Annotated in this window: 10 protein-coding genes and 2 pseudogenes; 1 reads left to right on the top strand and 11 read right to left on the bottom strand. The window is 34.2% G+C overall.

What is annotated here, in order from left to right:
• Positions 1–509: 509 nt before the first annotated feature.
• The gene (locus tag K8344_RS12055) at positions 510–1,514 is read right to left on the bottom strand and encodes an endonuclease/exonuclease/phosphatase family protein (RefSeq protein ID WP_237608938.1); all 1,005 of its coding nucleotides are present in this window, start codon (positions 1,512–1,514) and stop codon (positions 510–512) included.
• 420 nt (positions 1,515–1,934) lie between these two features.
• On the opposite strand from K8344_RS12055, the gene K8344_RS12050 reads away from it, so the two are divergent.
• Positions 1,935–2,483 carry a type 1 glutamine amidotransferase domain-containing protein gene (locus K8344_RS12050; protein ID WP_237608937.1) on the top strand — a complete coding sequence of 183 codons (549 nt, stop codon included), beginning with the start codon at positions 1,935–1,937 and terminating at the stop codon, positions 2,481–2,483.
• Positions 2,484–2,824: 341 nt separating this feature from the next.
• Here the strand turns inward: K8344_RS12050 and K8344_RS12045 are convergent, their stop codons facing one another.
• From K8344_RS12045 to K8344_RS12005, 10 genes and pseudogenes are all read right to left on the bottom strand, one after another.
• Positions 2,825–3,403 carry an XAC2610-related protein gene (locus K8344_RS12045; RefSeq protein WP_237608936.1) on the bottom strand — a complete coding sequence of 193 codons (579 nt, stop codon included), beginning with the start codon at positions 3,401–3,403 and terminating at the stop codon, positions 2,825–2,827.
• Positions 3,404–3,493: 90 nt separating this feature from the next.
• Complete coding sequence (locus K8344_RS12040; RefSeq protein WP_237608935.1) at positions 3,494–4,492, bottom strand: hypothetical protein; 999 nt, start codon at positions 4,490–4,492, stop codon at positions 3,494–3,496.
• A 55-nt stretch (positions 4,493–4,547) separates the two neighbouring features.
• On the bottom strand, positions 4,548–5,318 hold the full coding sequence (locus tag K8344_RS12035) for a V-type ATP synthase subunit I domain-containing protein (protein WP_237608934.1): 771 nt from the start codon (positions 5,316–5,318) through the stop codon (positions 4,548–4,550).
• Positions 5,318–8,968: a DEAD/DEAH box helicase gene (locus K8344_RS12030; RefSeq protein WP_237608933.1), complete on the bottom strand. Its 3,651-nt coding sequence runs from the start codon at positions 8,966–8,968 to the stop codon at positions 5,318–5,320. The genes K8344_RS12035 and K8344_RS12030 overlap by 1 nt, the downstream gene beginning before the upstream one ends.
• Before the next feature lie 2 nt (positions 8,969–8,970).
• Positions 8,971–10,290 carry a 5-methylcytosine restriction system specificity protein McrC gene (locus tag K8344_RS12025; protein ID WP_237608932.1) on the bottom strand — a complete coding sequence of 440 codons (1,320 nt, stop codon included), beginning with the start codon at positions 10,288–10,290 and terminating at the stop codon, positions 8,971–8,973.
• A complete protein-coding gene (locus K8344_RS12020) occupies positions 10,274–12,292 on the bottom strand; it encodes an AAA family ATPase (RefSeq protein ID WP_237608931.1) in 2,019 nt (672 codons plus the stop codon). Before K8344_RS12020 ends, K8344_RS12025 begins: the two co-directional genes overlap by 17 nt.
• 17 nt (positions 12,293–12,309) lie before the next feature.
• Positions 12,310–13,593 (bottom strand): annotated as a pseudogene (locus K8344_RS14260) (type IIL restriction-modification enzyme MmeI); the annotation flags it as partial.
• 162 nt (positions 13,594–13,755) lie between these two features.
• Positions 13,756–15,507 (bottom strand): annotated as a pseudogene (locus tag K8344_RS14305) (Eco57I restriction-modification methylase domain-containing protein); the annotation flags it as partial.
• 810 nt (positions 15,508–16,317) lie between these two features.
• Complete coding sequence (locus tag K8344_RS12010) at positions 16,318–19,140, bottom strand: helicase-related protein (protein WP_237608930.1); 2,823 nt, start codon at positions 19,138–19,140, stop codon at positions 16,318–16,320.
• A gap of 3 nt (positions 19,141–19,143) precedes the next feature.
• Positions 19,144–24,324, bottom strand: a complete 5,181-nt coding sequence (locus tag K8344_RS12005) for a DEAD/DEAH box helicase (RefSeq protein ID WP_237608929.1) — start codon at positions 24,322–24,324, stop codon at positions 19,144–19,146.
• Between the last annotated feature and the right edge of the window lie 206 nt (positions 24,325–24,530).

The raw sequence follows: 24,530 nt of genomic DNA, 5'->3' as shown, positions 1-24,530 counted from the left end.
TTTTTTTGTTTAGACAAATATCATTTAGGCGAGAAGTTTATCCCGAGCGGAGTCGAGGGAAGCCCCAGCCAAGTCACAAATTGAAAAAAAAATCTCGATATAAAGTCGGGATTTTTTTGGTTAGACAAATATCATTTAGGCGAGAAGTTTATCCCGAGTGGAGTCGAAGGAAGCCCCAGCCAAGTCACAAATTATAAAAGAAATCTCGATATAATGTCGGGATTTTTTTTGTTTGGACAAATATCATTTAGGCGAGAAGTTTATGGATCAAGAACAAATGTTGTGTTTATGCAAAAATCGTTGTTAAATTAATCAGGTAGCGTTTGTGCGAGAACGGAGAGAAAGAGAGGGGGAATTGAAGGAGTGTTGTTCAAAAAGAAGCATAACTATCTATTGTAAAACACTAAACTAGTAAACCAAATAGATAGAATTCACTACTAACTACTATAATTCTTTATATATCTCAACAATTCAAATTTGATTTCAAAACGGGGAATTTCTCAATTAATTCATTGCCCTTCAAGTACAAGCTCTATATACATAGGGAAATGGTCGGAACCAATATCTGAAAGTCTCTCTAGTTTCTTCACACTAAATTCATCGGTAACAAATACGTGATCTAATGGCCACCTCATTAGAAAATTCTCAGCATTAAAATTATTAAAGAAACCTCTGCCTACTCTAACATCGTAGAGTATGCTTTTAGTGTTAGTTAATTTATCCACATTAGACCATACCACGTCGTTTAAATCACCAGCAACCACTGTTGGATATTTCCGTTTGTTAATCATTGCACCCATTTTCATCAAAGCCTTTTCTTTTTGACCGGCATTATCAGGTAACTTTTTAAAATGAGTTGGCGGTACAGGATGCATACAGAACAAACTAAGCCTTTTCCCATTGTTTAATAAAATTGTACTCTCAAATGATGGTACATTCTCGTTATTGAGATAATATATTTCTTTTTCTAAGAAGGGTAGCTTACTGTACAAAATCATTCCATAAGTGTTATCCAATATAACTTTCTGCGAAAAAGGATAATCATTAACAAAGATGTCAAGATTATTATCCCACCAACTATCAACTTCCATGGCTAAAATTAAGTCAGGATCTCTTTGGTTAATTATGGAAATAAGCTTTTGGGAATTTCTGTTAGACATTTTAACGTTAGTTAATAGCAAGCTAATCTGAGCATCTGTAGAACTTAAAGTTTTTGAAGTTGGTACAATTTCAGCCACCAACGGTGTATAATTTATTATATATGATCCATTTACAACAATTCCAGATATTATAAATAACAATATCAAGTACTTGTACCACCTCCATTTTTTTACAACGGATAAAATTAGAATTAAACAAAATACTGAAATTATAAAAAACTGAATACGAGGAAAATCCATCATTTTTAATATGCGATTTTCAGTATCTCTAAAAATTGAAAGTATAGAAAAAACTGCTATTAGTAGTGCAATGGTATAAAGAAGAAACTTTAATACGTTTTTCAGCTTTTTCATTTTATGAAGTTATGTAAAAAATTTAGAAAATATGATAAATAAAAAAACACTTTAACCAATCTCTTCTAAAGTGTAATAAACCTATTGTCCTACAAATTAAAAGTTTTAAAAATCGATATGTGAAAACACTTTTGTAAATAAAATAATTCCACTTGCACGAGTTAAATGAAATTACATAAAAGAAAGAAATAGTTTGGCAAATTGTTTAGGCAAAGGAATGTATAATGTTGTTGGCAAGAATTAGATTAACTTTTAGAGAAGCGAGTTACCTACCACCAAAAATTACAAGCTCGCACTTCTATAATTTTTAATGATTTTAACGCTTTTTATCACAGGTTTACAATTTACTTAATATAGTAAACGCGCTGTGAATCTTATCTTTACATAAAAGAAAAATTAATTAATTAAAAAATTAAAGTTATGAATAAGAGAATAGCCATATTGGCAACCGATGGATTTGAAGAGAGTGAATTAAAATCTCCAAAAGAAGCGATGGAGAAGGAAGGCTTTGACGTTCATATTGTAAGTCCGAACTCCGGAAAAATTAAAAGTTGGAGTGAAGGAAATTGGAGTGATGAATACGAAGTAGATAGGGTGCTGAAGGATGTTAGCGCTAACGATTATAATGCCGTAGTATTACCTGGTGGCGTTATTAATCCTGATAAGTTACGTACTAATGAAGATGCTATCGAATTTATTAGAGATTTCTTTAAACAAAAGAAACCAGTAGCAGCTATCTGCCACGGCCCTTGGTCTTTAATTAATGCAGAAGTTGTAGAAGGTAGAAAAATGACATCTTACGCTTCTATCCGAAAAGATTTAGAAAACGCTGGTGCGAATTGGGTTGACGAGGAAGTAGTTGTTGATCAAGCTTTTGTTACTAGCCGAAATCCAGACGATTTACCAGCATTCAATAGTAAATTAATTGAAGAAATTAAAGAGGGAAAGCACGAATTACAACACGCTTAATTAGTTATAAATAGCAACAATTCGAAAAATAGATTTGACCACCAGGTTAAATCTATTTTTTTTAAGAAGAAATATGCTGAATTTAAAAAATGTCTAGGAGTTGTGAGGTGCGAGTTGTAGAGTTTAAGACGTAGGATGGAAGGACGTAGGAAGTAGGATTTAAGGATTTAGGACGTAGGACGTAAAGACTTAGGACATAAGGACGTAGGACGTAAAGACTTAGGACGTAAAAATATGTCGGGAAATTTTTGTTTGTAGGGTTTATAGACTAAGCTGATACTAGTTTTACAATGAGCTCTGTTCTCTACCGTAAATTGCAGTCTGCACAATCATCGCTTTAGCTATTCAATTGTTTTGACCTTTATTAGTTTAAGACCATCAACCTTATATAAATAATGTTTTGCGTTCATAGCATTACCATCAGGAACACTGCGAATTTGTTTTGTAGCTTTATTAAACTTCCAAATTCTTAAATAATCCCATTCTTTTTGATGTGTAAACATTTTGGTTTTAGGATTATATAGGTAGTACTTTTCATAACAAGATCCTCCACAACTAATTGGAACGGTAAAATCTAAATAGCCATCCATATTGTAATCGAAAAAAGTAAGGTTAACATAGCCTAAAGCAATATAATCTACAATGTTCTTAATGGTTTGAATATGTCTTTGTCCCTTATAAACGTGCAGCTCCGAAATTCCTCCATAGGCATATTCTTCATCAGATAAATCTAAATCCTCCTTCCAGGTTGCTTTAAACGTCAAGCCATTACTGCTTTTCAAAATATCCGTATTGGTAAACTTAAGCGTGTTAGTCATACCATCTTCTAAATTCACCCAAGTTGGCCCCCTATATTCCTGAGAATAAAGTGACAAATTGAAAAGAATAAACAGAAATGCAAAATTAAATCTTGATTTCATTGGTTGGAAATTTATAAGGTTTGCAAAACGTCGGTTAGTCATTCTCTAATTAATTTTGGCGCTAGCATCTAGAGATTTTAACTACTACTTTTAGAATGCAGGACCGCTATACTTATCTATAATGTCTATATGTTTATTGGGCAATCTTAAGAAGCTTTCTAGATTATATTGAAAGGCACCATCGGAAGCCTGTTCAATTTGCTCTGGAAGAGGTTCGTATTTTTTCATAAATTCATGGTACAACTCATTCAATTGCTTAAAAAATTCCAATACATATTCATAACCTGAAACATCTATCTTAATATTTAAACTATCAGATTTGTGCGTTATAAATGGATCTTTATTTAGGTCTTCAGGAATTGAAATATTGAATAAGCTTAATTTATCTTTTCTATTCTTAAAGTACCAAATCAGTTTCTCTCTTTCAGTTTTAGCTTTTTGAAAATCAATTATAGCGTCAATTGCAACATGCTCTTTTGCCTTTATTTGGAATAGATTTTCGATTTCCATTATCAAATCGTATGCTTTACTGTACAGCCTGTATTCAAAGGCTATAAAAAGACCAAACTTATCCAAAAGTTTCTCAAGCTTCTGATAAGTGGGATATAAACGTTCCAAGCCATCAAGATTTGTAGTTGGCATCAGAAGTTCTATTTCAGCTAGTAATTGGTTGTATTCATCACGTATGGCTACATAATCTAAATCTGGGATAAAGCCAATTTTTTCATCATGGTAGAAACAAAAGCCTAAATCGTATTCCTTATATAACTCAATGAAATTAACCAAGTCATAACAAACATAAATGTCGTTTACATTTCCGTCTTTCTCTTCTATATAGAGGTCTAGATAAAATCCTTGGTTGGTAATAAACGTCATTCCCTCCCCATCCCAATAGCACGATTGAGAGGCTCCAAAAAACACATCATCGAATGCAGTACAACCTTCATCTTTAAGAGTCTCAAATAATTCCGCTAAGCTTTGTAAGAATTTAGTTTTGGTAACTTCCATATAAGACTTACCGTCCTCGAGCAATGCATCAAGCTCGTTGATATCGAAGGTTTTTATGGCTTGGATGATTTGGATTTTCATGATTATAAATCGATACTTTTTTAAATTATGTAAATATCATTATCTAAATAATTAGTCAAAAATTCTGAAATACCAAAACACCTAATAATAGAATTGAAATGACAAGAAAAATGACAATGATTTTATTTGTTTGATTAACCTTCTTATTTTGGTGCTCAATTTTTTCAAGAAGAAGCGTAATATCTTTTGCCAATGAATCTTTATTACTGGCTATTAGTTCATTTAAATCGCTTACTTCACGATCAAAGGAAGTTTTAATTTCGGTTAAAACATTTTTTAGTGTTGTAAATTGATCTTTATGATCATTTTGTATTACCTGAAAATTACTATTTTGCTTTTCGTTTGAAATTGTAAGAGCTTCCTGAATTTTTAAAGTTTCCTCACTTAAATGTTTCGTAGTTGCTTCAGTGAATGCTTTGACGTGAGTTTTAATAGTCTTTTTAACAATCTCCGTTTCGTTTTTAAATCTCTCGATCTCATTTTTTAAGCTACTATCAAACTTTTCTATGATTTTGTTTGATTTATCAGCAAACTCCTTCTGTTCTTTCAGATAGAGTTCAGTATTTTCATTTTTTGTTTTGTTAAGAGATTCAATAACTTCTTTTAAAGACTTTTCTATATTTTTTAAGTCTTCTTTTTTTGCCTCATAGTCATTTTCTATTGTTTTTTTGAATTTTTCAACCGCAGTGATGAAAGATTTGATTTCATCAATAGTGTTTTTGGCATTAGTGCTGTTTGTAGCAGTAATTTCGTTTAATGTCTTTAGTCGATCTAGTTCAGATATTAATCCTTCGAACTCTTTTTGTAGGGTAATTGTTTTTTCCATTATGCTGATATTTTATCCAGTAGCTCTTTCAGTTTATAGTTGGTTCTATTTGTAATTAATTCGAACGTAAGTTCACTCATTAAAGGTTTTATTTCAGAATTAAAATCCAGTACTCTTTCATTGAAAAGTTTAATTAGATCTAAAACTTCAGACCAAGAATCTATACGCAACATTCTCCTAAAACCTTCTCGGTAAAGAGAAACGGCTTTGATTACCAAAGGCTTGTCGTTCATAGCTTGGAGAGTGTCCTCTTCTTTTAATTCCAATGCGAACAAACTGAACGAAGTTAATAGATCGATACTTGCGTTGTCAGTCATGTTTATTCGCAAGTTATCACATGCACCTCTTAAGTGTTTAGCATTGTCTATTTGGCCTCCCAATCCATCTGGAGGATTATTTATATACTCTATATATTTTTTTACAATAGCACAGTTTTCCTTTGTTCCTTTTTGGGTGTCGGTTGGCAAATAGTCCTGTCTGGCATATTTTGAAGTAAAATATCTAACCATTCTATCCCTAAACTCTTGTTCTCCTTGCTCTATTTGAATTTCGCATAAATCTCGCATATATTCGATAGAGCGCTTTCGTTTAGCTGCTATCTCACTTTCGATAAACTCGATTAATACATACAGTACTTTCTTTAAAATTGAATCTTCTTCAACCTCATTCACTTTCTTAAGCCAATACTTTGAGGTTTGGATTCCAAGGTATCTTCTAAGGTACTTCTGGAAATTATTTCGATATTCCTTATCTGTTTTGGCTTTAAAACGAACTTCAATCATATTACCATCATAGTCAATAACATAATCGTCAATGATACCGAGAATATTCAATCGATATATTGCTCTTTGAGTGTCAGATGAATTTCTTATCCCTGAATAATTGTCTAATAGAAATTTTTCAGTATCTGGATTGGGTTGAAATTTGCGACTAGCAAAACCTATTTTATTCATTTGAAATTTATAGTATTGGTATCTTAAACTATCGAGGAAATCATCCTCATTCGTACTGAAATTATAAGCCGCTCGTATTATACGTTCCTCAAAATCGTCATAGCCAATACTTTTAATAACCTCATTCATATCAGATACAATGCGATTAGTGAATCCTATTTTTAAAATATAATTCTCACTCTTTTCGCCTTCAATGAGAGTTTTAATTCCATCTGTAGATTTCGTATTAAACCACGCTAAGTAATCCTTTTCGGGACAATGCTCCATGAGTTTCTTCCTAGTGTATTCTAAAATTTGGTTTGCTTGGCTCTTGTCAAAATTCTTGGTTGCATTATCGTAGGTAATTAGGCCTCTTTGCAAATCCAACAACCCTATAGAAACGCGTTGTCCCGGAATATCATGCCAAGGTCCATTGATATAAACATATCGATCGTTATGAAGATTTAATCCGCGTACTTCTGGATATTTATCTTTTACCTCTCGTTCTAGAACCTTCAGGAAAAAACCATCTTCATATTGGACCTCATCTAAAAGTTCATCAATTATTTTTTGTTCTCTTTGAATCCCTTTAAAAGCATTTTGATAAAAGTCTAAATTGGTTTCAATATCCCTGGGGTGATATACTATAGAACAGATGGAAGGGTTTCCATCGCGGCCTGCACGACCTGCTTCTTGATAAAAACTTTCAACCGAATTTGGGAAGGAATAATGAAGAGTATATCGAATATTTGGTTTATCGATTCCCATACCAAATGCTTTGGTAGCGATCATTAAGTTTGCTTGATTTTTGATAAAGGCATCTTGATTGCTGTAAGATTCCCCGGCGGCTTTCTCTATCTGATTATCTAGAACAACATTGTCGTCACCACTGCCAAAAAAAGTTTTTATATCCAAAAAATATAAATCTGAAAGTCCTCCACCTTCTTGATTTTGCCCGTGGGTTAAATACATTACTCCATTTGGTAATTTTGTTGACTTAGTTGGACAGAAAATAACTCCGGCATTTTTATATTCGTCATTTGTCTTGCCATAAAAATCACCGGTAGGTGCGAGATAACCATATTTTTTCTCCAAACTATTTATCTTCGAAGGTAAATCGTGTAACCACTTTTTTATTACAGGATACTTGCTGGCACCTAATCTGTTCTCTCTTACATAATATTCCAAACCTGATTCAATCTCGGTAGAAATAGAAAGTATGTTGAAGTTTAACTCCTTCCTGTCAATAGCCTCCGCTGGCAAACTTATAATTGCTTCATCGGGTAAATCGAGTTCTCTTTGAACATCTGCTAAAACGTCGAAAGAAGCTGTAGCTGTTAAGCCGAAAATTGTCAAATTTCCTTCTTTTGGAGTACAAAAGGTTTTTAGATTTTTCCCAAGATTCAAATAAACGTGACGGAAGTCGTGACCCCATTCCGAAACACAATGCGCTTCGTCTATAATAGCATAACTGAAAAATACATTTGTATCCCTACAACTCCAAAGTGATTGCCTGAAGTTTTCCATTTGCAGGCGTTCAGGAGAAACAAAGAAAAACAAGTATTTGCTTTCTGCCAACATTTGCATTCTCTCAGCTCGTTCGTCTCTATCGTTAAAGGAATTGATGAAAGTGGAATTTGTAATACCATTCATTAATAATTTGTCATACTGATCCTTCATTAATGAGTTTATAGGATCAACAACAATTGTTACTCCTGGATGCAATAAAGCACATAATTGAAAAGTCAAGGACTTTCCACCTCCCGTAGGCAAAAGGCCTATAACATCTTTACCTAATAAAGCTCTATTTATTATTCCTTCCTGCCCAGCTCGAAAAGCTGAATTTCTGAAAAGGTTATTTAGGAAAAATTTTAATGCTCGCTGCTGTTTTTGTGTTTTATATTTAAATGAATGGACTTCTTGTTTTTCTCCATTTCCTTTATCCTTTTCGGAGATAACGATTTTACCTAAAGACCTATATCGGATTCGACGGTCAGTTAGTATTGTATAATACGTTGGACCATTATCTTTTTTGACATTCTGTTCCAATACTATAGCGCCGGCAATTGGATTATTGACAGAAATCGTAATTATATTATTTTTAGGGTTTTCTTTGAGTAAAGGAATAGGTTCCTCATCCTTTTCTATGAGATCATTAAGTGCAATAAAGTGTTCATTCAAATCTTGTTGAAGTAATTGTGATTCTTCCTCACTTATTCCATTAATTTTAAATTCAGTTTCGGTTGGATTTGACATCAGTACCAAAAGCATCGTTTTTTGAATTTGGGCGAAAAGAATTCCTTTTTGAATGCACTTGGATAAATTGTAAACTGATAGGCCTAAGTCACTTATTTGTTCTTCAGCAAGTGAATTGTAATTTTTCAAAAATAAAATCAGGTCAGATTTCTGAGTAGAATCTAAATTGACCCCAGCTTTAATTTCAGGTTTCGAAAAATTAAAAGGGGTATGTTCCGGAAAGTATTTATTAAGCAAATATTCACTGATTCTCAATGATGCGCGCGTTGTATCTCCACGGCCTAGTATATTCCATGCAACTTTCAATAATGGAGGAACTTTATCTTGATCTATATGTTGTGGGGCATTGGACAAAGAAAACGAATCATTCTCATCGTAAAATTCTCTAACTACATTTACACCGACAATTTCATCTAACAGTCTCTTGACTTCTTCTATGTAATATGCGCTCTTAATAATCATAATTAATGGAATTCCTGAATCGGTAGATTAACCCCAATTCGATATATATTTTTAAAATTCTGTATCGGATCTGACAATAAATATCTTCCTTCAAAATTTGTACAATTCTCATCAAACGTAGGGTAGATAATCAAACAATCTAGTATACGTTGACTTTCATCATTATTCTTTAAACCGAGTTTTTCTCTGACGGATGTTAAACGAGCATAACCACTTATTTGCCTTATATCTTGAATATCATAACTTTTTTTATCGTAAAGCGGTCGATACTTAGCATCGATTACAAGTTGATATTTTTCATTATTTAAGATATAATCCAGTTCATTCCAATGCGTTTTATATTGGAACAATACAGAGTCAGAAAACTCTTTCCTTAATAGCCCTAAAACGTAAACTTCAAAAAGCTTACTCATGTCTATCCAAAAAGGAGGAGTAGACTTGATTTCCGTTTTACTTGAATTGGAAATGTTATAACTGAAGCGGCGAAGTATCTTTTCAGCTAGATCCAGGGCTTGGGTATAGTCCTTATAAAAGGGATTTTTTTTAACCTTTCGTAGCTCTGAAAAATCAAAGTTAGAAGGTACCTGTGAGAAGGCAGGGTTTATAAAATTAAACAAATCGGTTAAGCCGTCTCCCTCAATTATACCTGCATGACTATACAAATAAGGCTCAACAAACTCAAGTGTTTTCTTAAGGAGTCGATTTTCTATTCCGTTAATTCCAAACTCTTCATAACTGCAATAGTTATTAAGATATTTATGTTTAAAATGATTTTGCTTTATAGTCTTGCCGATGAGTATTTTCCCTTTCACCCGATTCTTTAAGTTTTTCTCAACTCGATAATATGATTTTTTAAGACCCTTTCGAACAATGTCTTTCATAACACCCAAAAATTGTACTACTAAAAATGGCGTTAATAGATCTTGTTGGCCATAAAGCTCAATTTCATCTTCATCCCATTTAATAATAAATAACTCATCTAAATCATTCATTAATTCGGGATTGCTTAGGCTTTTGAAAAGCATTTTCATATAATCTACCTCAACCCAATCTTCTGTACTTTCATCTGAAAATTTATTGAGTTTGGGATGCACATAGATGCTTTGGTCTGTATTTGGAAATCTATCTATACCTATAAAATAAGAGGTTTCGAGCTTGGCTTGTTTTTCTTCTGAAGATTTTTTAACCTGGGCACAGATTTCGTTTCCTCTGTTTTTAGGAAAGACGATTTCGGCAAAAACACTTTTTTCATCATTAAACAAGTCCGTTTTACCTTTAAAATGTTCTGAAACAATTAAAGGGTATTTAGTCAAGGTATTCATCCAATTCTTTTATTTTTTCCTCTGCCGCTGCAGTTAAAATCCCATCTTTCACATATTCTTTTAACAGAGGTTTTATTTCATATTGCAGTTTTAATTTTAATTCAACTAAGGCCTCTGCGTCGTCTGTTTTTTCAGTAATAAAATAACTATGACCAATCCACACATCCTCCGGTCTGAAATCTCCCACCAGAAATTCTGATTTTTCTAGTTCTGGATTTGCCCAGTTTATTTCATCATAATTTTTCACAAACAGCTTCGAAACCTGTTTAAATAAATTCTGTACCAATGGATGAACCACTTCCTTATTCGGAAGGACATCCACAAATGAAAATCTTCGCCTGATAGCGTAGTCTATATGACCTACACTGCGATCAGCAGTGTTCATAGTGCCAATAATATATAAGTTGGGTGGGATGATTATTTTACGCGAACGATCTATCTCATACATTGTATCGATTTCTTCTCCTCGGTATTCCAAAGCATAAATTAATTCTCCTAATACAGAGGGAAGATTTGCACGATTAATCTCATCGATAACCAATACATAATTCTGAAGTGCTACTTCTTTTTGAATTGTTGGGTTAAATTCTATTGTGTTATCGATCAAATACTTTTTAAACCGTTCTAAAACTACCAGAAAATATGTAGCGTGCCAATTAGCTAGTCCCGCTAAGCTTTTATTATTTACAATATCCTGTCTTGTATTATTACCGTCTAAGTAGGCCTGTTTAATATCCCTAAATAACATTCTATTACCATTGCTCTCCCAACTTTTTCCTTTATAGCGAAAAGCATCTTCATCCAAACCAATCATATTCACCTTCTTTGTTAAAGGGAGAATATCTTCTCCTAAGTCTTCAGCAATCTCTTGAATAAAACCATTAAACACATCATCAAGCCACAATTCCTTAGAAAGTGTGGTAGATAGGTTTTTACTTTTTAAGTAATTTTCTAAAGCCTTTTTTGCAAATAAGCCTAAAGTTTTGTTTTCATTCTCATAAAAAATTCCATCGCCATTTTGATTTGGTTTAGCGGTAATCCCTCTAACAAAATCTTCATAGGTATAAGACGGATGAAATTGAATCATTTTAGATTGTTCGGATAACTTTGCTTTTTTAATTTGGTCATAAATATATTTAGCAGTGGAAGCCGCTCTTCTTGGACCATTTTGATCTAAAGAATTCTCCCAAAGCTTTTGATCGTAAGCATTTAAAATATCTTGAAAAGAAGTGTAATCTGTGGTTCCTGATTCCCTTGATATTTGAACCCTCTTATTCTGGTCATCTACTTCTAATATGGTGTATTTTTTTAATTTTCCCGGAGACTCTATTATCTGATTTGAATTAAGATATTTTGCAATGAGCTCGTTTGATATTGAATCTGGTACGGTAATAAATTTATTAATAAGCTCTTTTGCTAATCGTGTTTTCCCGGTGCCAGGAGGTCCTTGTAGAATGATTTGGTTTTTAAATTTTAAAATTCTTACAATATCATTTAAGTTGTTTTCTTCCATAATATGTTGACAATATTCGATGCCTAGCTCCGCACCTGTTTTAGTAAATAAATCTCTATTACTTTTATCGAACCCAAGGAAATCCTGAACCATTACCTCGTAACTCGAGTTTTGGTGAGGTGTTTGGCGAGAACTCATTTCACTTGCATTCACGGAAGCTGGTTTATTTTGATAATTACCAATTCCCATCATATGGAAGTGAACATCAGAGGAAACTCCAATAATATAACTGAACTTTCCTCTGCAATGTTCTATAAAACCTGGAGGATAAACTTTAGCCCATTGATATGTCTGAAAATATTTAAAACCTCCACCTTGGCTTCTAGGGTCTTTTCTAATTTCGTATTCAAAGCCATGTTTTTTTAGAAGTTTACATAAATGTTCTAATTTTTTGTAAACTTCAACTAATTTTCTGTGTGTCTCTTTATTTACCTCCTTATCACCCGAAGAGTGTACAAGAGAAATATCAGCATCCGTAAAAAATTCCATAATAAAACTCTTTTTAATTAACTTTCTATCTTAACAATCTCATACTCCACACCCCCAAACTCAAATTTCTCTCCAACCCCTTTCCCTAACATAGCCTGTGCTAATGCAGAATCTGGAGTTATTTGTTTAAACTCTCCAGTAAACTTGCCTTTAACGGCATTTGGAGTAAGGTGGTAATGAAATTGTTTATTATCCGAGTTTTTAATTTGCACCTTTGAAGTGTTTGAAACTACTGAACTCCCAAAATCTAGTTGATAATTGGCTGTGGGTTCTTTGACTTTAGTAGTTTTTTTAGTGGTTTTAGGCTTAGAAGCTTTTGTTTTCTTTTTAGAGAAATGCTTCGATATTTCTTCTGGAATTTCTTTTCCTTTTTGCTTAAAATAAGCCTCTACATCTTTCTTTTTATGCAGCCCATTTGCTGCTTCCTCCTCAAAGCGTTCGTGGTTTAAAAGTAATAAACGTTTTAAAACTTCTTTACGAGCATCAGGATGGATAGTATAACGTACTCTATCATTTTCTGGCAAATATTCAACTTCATAAAAATCGTGGCGTAATTGTATGTCTTGCCAGCCATAAGCGGTTAGAACATTCTCATCAATTAATTTATGTTGATTTCTAATATTGAGAATAGATTCAATTACTATTGTAGGATTGTGAACCATATTATATAAGTTAGTTAATCCAGTTTTTAATTCAATCAATGAAGACCTCCTTAAAAATTCTAAGTCTTCAGATAATTTTTGTGATAATTTACTTAAAATTGGAAATGGAAAATTGTTATAACAATCTGAAACAGCATATCGTTGCCTAGTTTCTAAAGTTGAACTGTATTTTTGAACCCAAACTTCATGCAAAGTGCTTGATAAGATTCCAAGTACACCGAAATCATCTGAACAAACAACAATAACGGCATTTGAAAATACTGTGTTTTTAGTTGGAACTTTAGTGAACAAAATATATTTGCTTGTAAAGCATGTAACAATACAATTCTCTAATTTAGTAATAGATTCATATATCTTTGACGCCGGTGAAGTGTATAACCACCACATTTCACGCCTTCTTTTACTTGAACTTTTTTGTCTTTCACTAAATATTCTATTTTTTGCAAAATCATAAAGTAAAGAGGCCTTTTGAAGATTCTTTTCAGTTTTATATTTCTGGAAATTCAAAACATGACGGGTAGGCATAGAATCTTCCCTATTCAGAATATCATCACCGTTTAAAAATTTGTTTACTTCTTCGAAGTTATTTTTACTGAGATTTAACGCAGTTTTATATTCTTCCGAATTTAGAAAGAACCCTTTACCATAAACAGTAGTGCCTAAATATGCATTGATTTTTTGAGCTAAATTAATAGGGTTAAGTTCTTCCTCACCTGATGTTAATTTCGAATTAATATTATCCACCTGCTCAGAATTCAAAAAACAAGTTTTCTCCCACTTACCACTATAGAACGAGATAAGTGTAACATGAAGTGTTGCTTCCCCAGGCCATTTTAGTGATGGAAGAGCCATAACTATATCACCACGTTGAACTAAATAGTCTAAAGAGTTCAATCTAGTATCTCCCTCTGAAATGGAATTAGTAGTTATTAATGCCCAAAATCTATTTTTCGCTATTAATGCATTTATTCTTCTGAAAAAAAATGCCACTAAATCGGTCGTTGCTCCTTGATTATTAATATTAAACTTAATATATGATGTAAAAGGAGCGCCATAATCATTCGTTAAGAATAATCCCCCTCTATAAGGTGGATTTCCCAAAATACAATCAAAACCACCATTTTTAAATATTTGAGGAAATTCTAAAAACCAATGAAAAATTCGCTTTTCAGCAGCCACTGCCATAGAAGCTCCACGATCTAAAATTTGTGCTCCTGTATTTAAATAGTTTTGGTATTTGGCTTCTGTTGTAAGCTTTTCACGGTTCTCTTCTGTTTTAGCAATAAAAAACTGTGCAACTTGTAAGTCTGCCAGCTGTTTTATCCTGAACCATTTTTTGCCTGAAGTAAGGCTTTCATAGGCTTTAGTTTTAGCTTCAATTTGTTGAGGTGTTTGCTCTGGTAGGTCTAAAAACTTTACAAATTCTTGTTGGATATCTTTAATACTGCTTTCAACTTTTTCAAGGTCGTGAAGACTTAATTGTCCTTTTGTTTTTCGTTGGTCGGCATTGGCTTTTCTAAACGTAGCTGCCACCTCTTTATCATCGCCTGGTAAGGTTTTAAATGCTTCTGTAGCAATCCCGTTTTTAAGTTCTTCAAAATGTGCTAAGCCTACAATAGCATTTCCACATTTAATATGATGGTCTAAAAAGTTTAACGGCTCTCCAGGTTGGTGGGCTTCTAGCCATAAGGCTACCTTACAAAGCTCAACCGCCAATGGGTTTAAATCTACGCCATAAATACAATGGTTAATTACGTCGCGCACCGCTATACGCAATAAAGATGGCGTGGGCTGATCTTCCCCACTTCGTACTTTTGCCAGTTCAAAACCAATTCGTCTGGCTGCAGACAGTAATATATGCCCACTACCACAAGCAACGTCGCACACAGTCAAGGACAGTAGTCCTTTTTCAGGATCGGCTTCTTTTAATTTTTCCTCAATTTGATATTGTAGAGAATGGTCAATTAAAGGTTTTACCAACTCCTCTGGGGTATAGTGTGAGCCACTACTTGAACGTTCGTCTCCCTCTACAAACGTAAAGACTGGAACACCCAAACTCACTTCAAATTTAGGCTCATATTCTAATAGTCCTTCGTAAACAGATCCAAACTCCTCGACGTCCAAATCGGCATAATTAACCCGAACACGTTGTTTGTTTTCATTTTCAAAAGACACCAAATAACGGAGCACTCCCAAGAGTGTTTCATTATCTAAAATTTGCTCTCGCAATTTGCCCAGTGAGCTTGGGTGGAATAGTCCAGATCCTAATGGAGCGATTCCCAACTTCTTCCCATTCTCTTTATATTCAAATAATGAAAATGTTGTAAGTAAAGAACTCCATAAATCGGTCTTTTTAGGATCGATGTAAATGAGATTTTCTGCCAAGTTGGTTAATCGTTGTAAACTATAATAATTATAATAAATTTCTTGCTTTAGGACTTGTTCTGAATCCAACTTTTCGGGATATATCAATTTCCGGTCTTCAATCACCAACAGGAATAAGATTCGGTAGATTGTTCTTAAATTGTAGAGATAAAAATCCTTTGAAGTCATTTTTTCATCTAAAATCAGTTCCCGCAATTCTTTATTATCCGGATGAGACAACAATCCATTGGCAAGATCTTTTATGGAAATTTCTACCGCCTGGCTTAAACGTTCGCGAATACGAGATCCAGAGGCAAGAGACTCCACATGGTAAAACTCTAAAAAACAATCTGGTGCATCTTCTATTTTTCTCGGGAGCCTAGTTGCATGTAAAAACCTGTAGAGCAGTGCAAATTCCGCATATAGATTTTCCTCCATCATGCGTTGTAAATCAAACTCTACAAAGCTTAATCGGCTTAATAAGGTTGCGTCACGTAGTAATCGTAGGCTTTTACCGTTACTAACTAGGGCGTATAAATGCTCGTGGTTGTTTAAATATTCTTGACCCAACGCGTGAGGAGACAATCTTGCTCCATCATTTTTAGTGTCTAGTTTTTGATTTACTCCCACAATATGAATAGGAAACCTATCTAAGTTTGTCGCTCTATGGCTAATGGCATAGGATTTACCATTTATTATTTCGGCATTTGCCACACTAATGTCGTACCCTAAAAGTTGTAGAAATGGTATCAACCACATTCTTCGCGTTTCAGTAGTACCCGTATCGGTTTCTCGTAAACCTTCTCTTTTTTGTTGAAATGCTTTCCAGTGTGATGAGGCTAAAGACCAAGCAAGGCTTATTTCATCACGAACTGAGGACGTCGGGTTTAATCCGAAGTCGATAGGTTTTTGAAAGCGAATATCCTCTCTCCTTATTTTCTCAAGAATATCGCTGGTAATAATATTACCCTGTATGTTGATTGCTGAATACTTCATGGCTTAAAGGGCTTTTGGTTTAGGAAGAAGAATATAAATTCCCATGACATCTGGCGGTAAAACTGGAGTGGCTTTTTCAAAACGTCTGCCTCCAACTAATTCTTTAAAACGACCGTGAGCTCCCACTAACTTGTCTGCTCGTTCGTTAGCCATTTCCATAAACTCTTCTTTCATTGTTTCAAAACGTTTTAATTCCTCCTCAATATCTGCCGCTTGTCTTTCAACGGGAAGGTTAGAAAGGCTTTTTGCTTCAGCCAATAGCTTTTTAGAAGTGTCAAATTCTAATGTTTTAAGGCCATCTGGTTGTGCCTCATAACCCCACAGGTACATTTCCTCTGCCACTGTTTCACGATTAGTTGCCACTTCACTGATAACATTTCTTACTCGGAAAACAATGAGCGTAGTTCTGGTTTGAACAGAGTCGGTTTGAATTTCACTAACTCGCGCCACCTTACCATACTCTCTTTTAGGTTCGAATGCTAAAGCGATAAGAAATTGACACAGCAACTCTACAAAACGATGGTTTCTACCTAAATATCGATACCCCTTAGGTGTTGGGGAATCAAAACTTACCTTAAGCGCATTCTCAGAATTTAGAGCTCTTTTTAAATGCGCGGGAAGGTTTTGAGGATGGAGAAGGTATCTAGACTTTCCGTCTTTTATCTCTTTTGCATCAGGAATACAAGTACCACCCAATAATTGCACTGCATTTCTAACAAACTCTTCGACAGTCTTAATATCTCCAATAGCCTCATCTACCTCTTCTAAATCTTTTTGGATTAATTCTGGCTTAATAGTTTCGTGAGCGAAAATGCTACGCAGATTTTCACCTTTACGTCTCGCGCTTTCTAATTCGTTTTTAATAGTATCCTCTACAAAAAGCTTTTGTTGAATACCCTCATTACTATTTTCATCCAGGAATAGCCTTCTAGCCGCCTCTGTCATAAGAGAAGCGTTATTCTCTCCAATAGTAATAGATACTCCGGTTGCCTTACTTATTTCCTTTACTTTACGGATAAGAACTTCCAAGATAAAAGTATCCATTTGGTTATCTTCACCGTATAGTAAGTAGGTCTTTACTATGGGTGCGGTCTGACCAAAACGATCGACCCTACCTTCTCTTTGTTCTAATCGATTGGGATTCCAAGGTAAATCGTAATGAAGTACCGCAGTAAAGTGCTCTTGTAAGTTTATACCTTCACTTAAACAATCGGTAGCAACCAAAATACGCTTATTACTTTTACCCATTAATTCAATTCTTTCTTTTCGCTGTTCATCAGCCAGCTCAGAAGTAATAGCTTCAATATGGATATTTTTTGGAAAATGCTCTTTAAGTTTTTCGGCTACATAATTGGCTGTAGGAATATAATGGCAGAATATTATTGGATAAAAACCTTCCTTAATCCATTTATCGAGGATATTAATTGCTCGACTAATTTTCTGATCAAGATTTTGTTGGTCAATAAGTATAATTTCTTCTTGAAGACTTTTCAAATCCGATAATTCGTCCTGTTTGAAATCTATACCCTCCATTAAATCTCTCCTTGGAACATCACTTGAGACCTCTTCATTTTCAAATAGCGTATTTTTCAGGTCAAATTGTTCTAAGGTATGATCGGCAATAAGTTTATTTTCTCTATTTGCAAGCATCTCCATAGCCATTGCTGGACTAGACATTGCACCTTTAATCAGGGCTATTGCTGCCCAAGACCTCAGTAATTTTGTTTGTTCGTTTGATGCGTCCTTAGAAGAAACTCCTTTTGCAAATCGGATTAAATTATGATAGAACATTATATATTCTGCAGTCATATTAAACCCAATTTCTAGAGATTCACGTTCTGGAAATTCCGTTTTTTCATTTAACCACCGAACAATATTTTCTCGCTTTCTTTGAACAAAGTGTCGTGCTAATCTTCTTCTACCATTTTGGTCTATTTTCTCAAAATCAATTTGTTCAAATTCGGGTTTTAACAAACCTAGAAGAGAACCAAATTCGCTATCCTTACCACTGTGTGGCGTAGCAGTTAACAACAGTATATGCCTATTTTGATCTTTTGACATTTCGTGTAAAAGTGAGTAACGTTGTTGCTGGTTCCTTGAAGTAGCCCCTTCAGGTAAGGTTGCCGTATGTGCCTCATCTACAATAACGAACTCTGGACAATCACTTAAAAATATTCCTCGTCGACGATCAGATTTTATATAATCAATAGAAATAACTTGGGCTTTAATATGATGGAACACACTGTGGTCATCAGGAATTTGTTTATCAAGTTTAGCAACAGTGCTAGATCTAATTATCTCAGCATCAATATCCAGTTTGTCTTTTAATTCTTTTTCCCATTGCTCACACAGATGAGGTGGACAAATAACAGCGAAACGTCTAACCTCTCCTCGCTCCATCATTTCTTTTAAAATAAGAAGTGCTTCAACGGTCTTTCCTATCCCCACATCATCTGCTATCAGCAAGCGAATCACATCCATTTTCAAAGCCATCACCAAAGGTACAAGTTGATATGATCTGGGCCTAAATGACAATTTACCCATACACCTAAAGGGACCAGCTGCATTTCTAAAAGAAAGCCGAAATGCATCGTATAATAAGCGGGCTGTATCAAAGGCTCCTATATCGGAAGGGTTGGGATATGGGAAACTAGCAGAGCTTACTTCCTCTCCTGGTAGTTTTAGAGGTAGGTATACTGCTGTTTCTTCTTCCTCAGTCCCTCCAAGTGGTTTTATTCTTAATAAATCTTTGTCAGCAGATGGTAAAACCATCCAGTCCCTGTTTCGGTAGGTCACCAGTGTTCCTGGTTTATGTATAATCTGCATATGCTATTTAACTTTTTTAAATATGTCTTTTCTTCTCTTGACTAAATCTTCCATAGGTTCTGTATGGTGCCACTCCATAACATCGTAACCCGCGTCACGAACACATCGTCGTTTTTCATCATCCGTATCTGACACACTAGGAAGATCGTGAACATTTCCATCGCAAAAAATTAATGTAGCTCCATTTTCTGTATTATACACAAAGTCTGCGCTTACATAACATTCAGGAACATTTACTTGAGCCTTATCTGGTAAGGCTAACTTATTTTTATACAAATAGCGTAATAATTGTAGTTCTGTGTTACTATTTTTATCGTAAGAATCCAATAAGAATTGATATTGCTCTTCGTAATCTTTTCCTTCTTGTACTGTAGAAATCTCACAATCCATCAATTGTTCCAGGGCTGTTTTAATACTGTGGCGATCTAAAATATCATGATTTCTCTGATTATAATAGGATAGTAAATCTTCATAAGTAGCTTTAGGTAAATTTTTCCCGTATTCCGTTTCTTCGCGGTTTTCAGGATTAAAATGCATTGAGCCATAAGCTTGAACAAATAACTCATTAAGTTTAGTTGGTTCTTCGATTAATTGACTGAGGATTCCAAGACTACCTTCGGCGGCTTCATAGATCATCATATTTGGATTTTCTTGATCGCCCATTATGCTCACTCCAATCTCTTGTTCCTCTACTTGGAAAAGCCTTTCTATTCCTCTTTTGAGAGCATAACTCAACGTAATAATTTCATCGGCTGATAATTCAAGACTTGCAAGAGGCTGGATATAAATAGTATCGGCGTTTTCCCTAACAAAAAGCATTACATCCTTTGAGTTGTTTTTAACCTCCTCATTTTCCAAATCTTTCTGAGATACCCATTTCCCATTTCTTTGATCGATTGCAAAGCCATCGCTATCATCGGAAGATCTTCTTGCTTTTTTATTGATCTTGATTAATTCAGTAGCTTGACCAAAAATAAGGTTCAGTAAAGGTTCTCCCGCATTTTTAATAATCACTTTTTTGGTATGCTCTATTCCGGAAGTGTATCTAAAGTATTCCTGAACATTAAAGCCACGTGAAATTCGTTCCTCTTCTGCACATGAAATCCTTTCTCTAGGAATCCCTTCAGAATCCATTAATTCAACGAGGTTGGTTCTAAATTCAAAATTCTCACCTCTTAATTCGGCTTTCGTTATGGGATCATTATTCGCGATTTCAGCGTCTTGATTAAGAAATATGTAACCAGTGTCCTTCGATATTTTTATTTTTTGTTGAAATTGCTCAGAGTCCAATACAGGCATTCTATTAATAGAATACTTACTTCCATTATGATAGATTGTATTTCCAGGACCAAACTCTTTAATCGCAACGGATCTAGGTCTAGAAATAAACTCGCCTTCATTTTTATGCTTATAACCCAAGAATGATCTAACAGGTAGCCTGGTGAAGTTGTAACCAGGCAGAAAGCCTTCAGATGCCAAATAACGGAAAACGTAAAACTCAGACTCTCCTCCAAATTCTCTGTTGCTTTGATTGCTTAATAATTCAATTTGTTTTAAAGCAATATGATATTGTCTTAAAGCTTCACGATATCTTTCATTATCTTCTTTTCTGATATGTGGATCATTCAGGACTAAGTGTGCGGAGGCATTCATTTTTTTCGCTGTTTTATATAGGTTTCGCCACCTGTCAAACGCAGAATCAAATCTATCTTTAAAAGAAAACAACCTTTTCTCAATCCAATCATCAGAATACCACCAAGCAGATGATAAATCCTGCTCAATTGAGGAAACCACTCTTTTGAAATTTTTAATCCACTTTTCTCTATTAAGTTCTATTCCATGATCTATATGATCTTTAATTCGTTGTTTCAATTCCAATTCAACCTCATTTGAAATATCCAAAAGCTCAGCTATGGAGGTACTCAATTCTCCAATGGATAATTCCATCAAAATAATAGCATTTAAATGCGATGCTATAAGTTCTTCATTAATCAGGTCAATACGCGGTGGAACTACCGAACCTGCAACCATGGTTTCTGAAGCCTTGAAATAATTTTGATCGTGCGGCGACCAGCCTGAACAATAAGTAAAAACCAGTGCAGTTTGTCCACCACGTCCAGCACGACCACTTCTCTGTGCGTAGTTGGCCGGGTTAGGTGGAACATTTCGCATATGCACAATATTCAAATTTGCAATATCAATACCCAACTCCATAGTTGGAGAACAGAATAAAGAAGAAATTTTACCCTCTCTAAAATCATCTTCTCTCTCTATTCGATCGTCATTATTAAGTTGTCCCGTATGTTCTCTACCTATAATTTCTTTATCATATTTGGAGAAATCATTTTTGTACAGCCTCTGGAAATACATATTAGGTTTAAGATCGAGATCTTTATATGTGTTTGTTCGTGTATCATCCACAGGAACTGTTTCCTCATCACCAGGTATCCATCTTAAATTATCAGATCTTAAGAGATATCCTGTTACCGTTCCGTTTTTCCCGCGTATGTTTTCATTTTTAGTTAAGAATCCAGTAGAGACTAATAGCTCACATAGTTGCTCAATAAAATCAGTATATTCATCAACATTAGGTTTTGCTATATCTGCTTCAGCAAACTTTCTTTTAAAATATTTTCCAATTCCCGAGCGCACTCCAATAGAAGCAAAATACAGTCCCCGCTGTCTAGATCTACCTGGATTTCGGCTGACCAAATATGTGGGACTATCCAATTTTTCATTGTGATCGAGGGACCATAATTTTTTATTATCCAATCGATTTTGGAGTAAACTTTCTATCTCCGATCTTTTATCAACTAAAATATTATGATATAAAGAGAAATTAGTTCTAAAGAAGTTTAAGAACTGCTCTAGCATATTAAATCTTTCTTCAGCTGATACTGCATTGAAAAGAGGAATGTTTGCGAAACGATCATCCTTCCCAGCTAATTTTTCAAGTCTAAAATATTCGATTTTTAACAAAGCTGTTTGCTCTAAATTTGGAAGCGTATATCTCCAACCTCTTTTTAGATCTTGAAATAGCCTATATAAAATATAGTTTTTAATTGCTCTAATATTCTCTATTTCGGGAAAGTCTGGATCATCGCTCATTAAATTGGGATTGGCATAATCGATTTCCTTTAAATTCAATACTTTCAAAACTCTTTCGGCAATGTTTTCAATATTTAAACTAGCATCCGAATCCTTAATTGTTATATATAAGGCAGCCCGAAGTTTAATTGTGGAAATAAAATCATTAAAATGGCCTGCTTGCAACGAGGCATCTTGCCTGTTGTCAGTAAAACTTAAAAGTTTTTGATCTTTCGCACTTTCTTCCTGTTCAAATAATGAATTAATAACGGCGAAACTTGTAATAGTTGTAGCCGTACTTCTTCCTTCATTACCAAGACTCATTAACTTAGTATTCTCATTAGTTTTTGCATCCTCGTATATAATTCCCGCGGTTGGATCTATTCGTAATTTCACAGGGATAAAATATCCTTTTATAGGATAATCAGGGGTATCAGAGTAATTTCCTTCTTCATCAAAATATATTGGCTGAGGCATATGCCACTGATAATACGGCAAAAAAGAAGTTAAACTGCTGCGTAACCAAGATTCGGGAACTATCTCCAACGGGTCATCTTCCCAAAACTCTTCACCCTCGTCAAGAATAATGTATCCATTCCTAAAATTATACTCGTTTAAATCCTCACCTTTCCCTTCCTTTAGTGTAAGGGATCTAACGTGGTCTTTTGGGTTCCGCGGCAATAAAGTACGTGTTTGAACATCTTTCTCTACACAGATAAAATCTATTCCGGAATATCGACTAAAAAGAATCGGGTATAATAATTTTTCCTGATCACCTTCTTTGACATATCTATTTGATTGAATTGTAATATATCTTTCGGATCGAGAATTTAATGTGACTGAAACATTACTTGTTTGCGATATAAATTGATGAAAACGAAAAGGAAGAAAAGATTGATTAGTCTTTCTTTGACGATTATCTTCATTGAGCTTTTCAGCCCATTTTAATAAGATGGTTACTTTTCCCTTGGCAATCTCAAACTCTACACCAGTATAGTCAGATAACTTTTTAGTTATCGCGTCGATTGTCATCGGCGTTCCTCTTTCTAAAACATCTCCATTTAACTTTAAAGCAATTTCTGTTTCTATCCAATTACTTAATGGATTAGTCATAAATGCAACCTCATCTCCTTGTGGGATTTCATTTTCTAAATAGGATTTTAAGATTGGGGCTTCTGGAGTTTGACCATTAGTGCAAGGCTCTAAATACTCATTAACAATTTGTTTTGCCGAATATTCCTCTCCAAATATGGTTTTAGCTACTTTAGCAACGGCCTCCTTCTTTTCTTCTACTGATCCAAGGCTAGCCATAGTAGCTGAAGTACCGATACAAATTAACTCATTTATACAAATTCCTTTAATTCTCCGGATAAGCATACTTACATCAGAACCTTGACGACCTCTATATGTATGCAATTCATCAAACACTAAATATTTTAATGACTCTGATAAAGAATCTCTTAACCAACCTTCCCCTTGCCTGGTCATAATTAGCTCAAGCATCATATAGTTAGTAAGAATAATATCTGGTGGATTCTTTTTGATTTCTTCACGTGTAGAACTAACTTCCTGCCCAGAGTATTTCCCAAAAGTAACTGGAAAATCTTCACCAAATTTCCTTTGATACTCTTCCTGATACTTTTTAATTTCTTGTTCTTGAGAATTAAGAAGAGCATTCATTGGGTAAACTAGAATAGCTTTTATACCGGAAGGTTTAGATTCTCCAAAGTTGAAAACATGATTAAAAATAGTTGCCAAAAAAGTTAGCGACTTACCCGAACCCGTTCCAGAAGTAACAATAAATCCTTTGTCGTTTACTCCCTTTTTTATCGCTTCAATTTGATGCTTATATAATTTAAAATCTCCAAATGTGGTAGGAAGGTTTTTATGTACTATTCCTTGAGATACCAGATCTTGAAGTGATTGATCTCTCTGGAAAGATGGATTAAATTGAATAAGAGGTTGAGGAATAAAACCTTCCTCATTAAAAGCTTTTTTTACTTCTGTCTTAATTCTATCATCACTAATATTTAAAAAAGATTCTAAATAACTTCTATATTCTGAAATTACTTGATTGTGTGTTCTAAATGCATCCATAATAATTATTCCATCGAATTTAAAAAGTTATATAGATATTTGCCTTAAGCCTAATGACTTTATAACTTTTGAAGTATTTTCTTGATACCATCATAGATTAAATAAATAATTTTCAACCTAATTTAATAACTACCAAAATTAAGAGTGTTGAAACAGGGTGAGCATCAAATATAACATTTATTTTAAGGTTTTTTTAAGAAGAATTG

The sequence above is a fragment of the Aequorivita xiaoshiensis genome, from assembly GCF_022008395.1.
GTDB lineage: Bacteria > Bacteroidota > Bacteroidia > Flavobacteriales > Flavobacteriaceae > Aequorivita > Aequorivita xiaoshiensis.
This window is presented reverse-complemented; position numbering and strand designations above follow the sequence as displayed.

Excerpts from the sequence above, each read along its gene's own strand:
- K8344_RS12055 (WP_237608938.1), bottom strand. The coding sequence starts at position 1,514 with ATGAAAAAGCTGAAAAACGTATTAAAGTTTCTTCTTTATACCATTGCA.
- K8344_RS12050 (WP_237608937.1), top strand. The coding sequence starts at position 1,935 with ATGAATAAGAGAATAGCCATATTGGCAACCGATGGATTTGAAGAGAGT.
- K8344_RS12045 (WP_237608936.1), bottom strand. The coding sequence starts at position 3,403 with ATGAAATCAAGATTTAATTTTGCATTTCTGTTTATTCTTTTCAATTTG.
- K8344_RS12040 (WP_237608935.1), bottom strand. The coding sequence starts at position 4,492 with ATGAAAATCCAAATCATCCAAGCCATAAAAACCTTCGATATCAACGAG.
- K8344_RS12035 (WP_237608934.1), bottom strand. The coding sequence starts at position 5,318 with ATGGAAAAAACAATTACCCTACAAAAAGAGTTCGAAGGATTAATATCT.
- K8344_RS12030 (WP_237608933.1), bottom strand. The coding sequence starts at position 8,968 with ATGATTATTAAGAGCGCATATTACATAGAAGAAGTCAAGAGACTGTTA.
- K8344_RS12025 (WP_237608932.1), bottom strand. The coding sequence starts at position 10,290 with ATGAATACCTTGACTAAATACCCTTTAATTGTTTCAGAACATTTTAAA.
- K8344_RS12020 (WP_237608931.1), bottom strand. The coding sequence starts at position 12,292 with ATGGAATTTTTTACGGATGCTGATATTTCTCTTGTACACTCTTCGGGT.
- K8344_RS12010 (WP_237608930.1), bottom strand. The coding sequence starts at position 19,140 with ATGCAGATTATACATAAACCAGGAACACTGGTGACCTACCGAAACAGG.
- K8344_RS12005 (WP_237608929.1), bottom strand. The coding sequence starts at position 24,324 with ATGGATGCATTTAGAACACACAATCAAGTAATTTCAGAATATAGAAGT.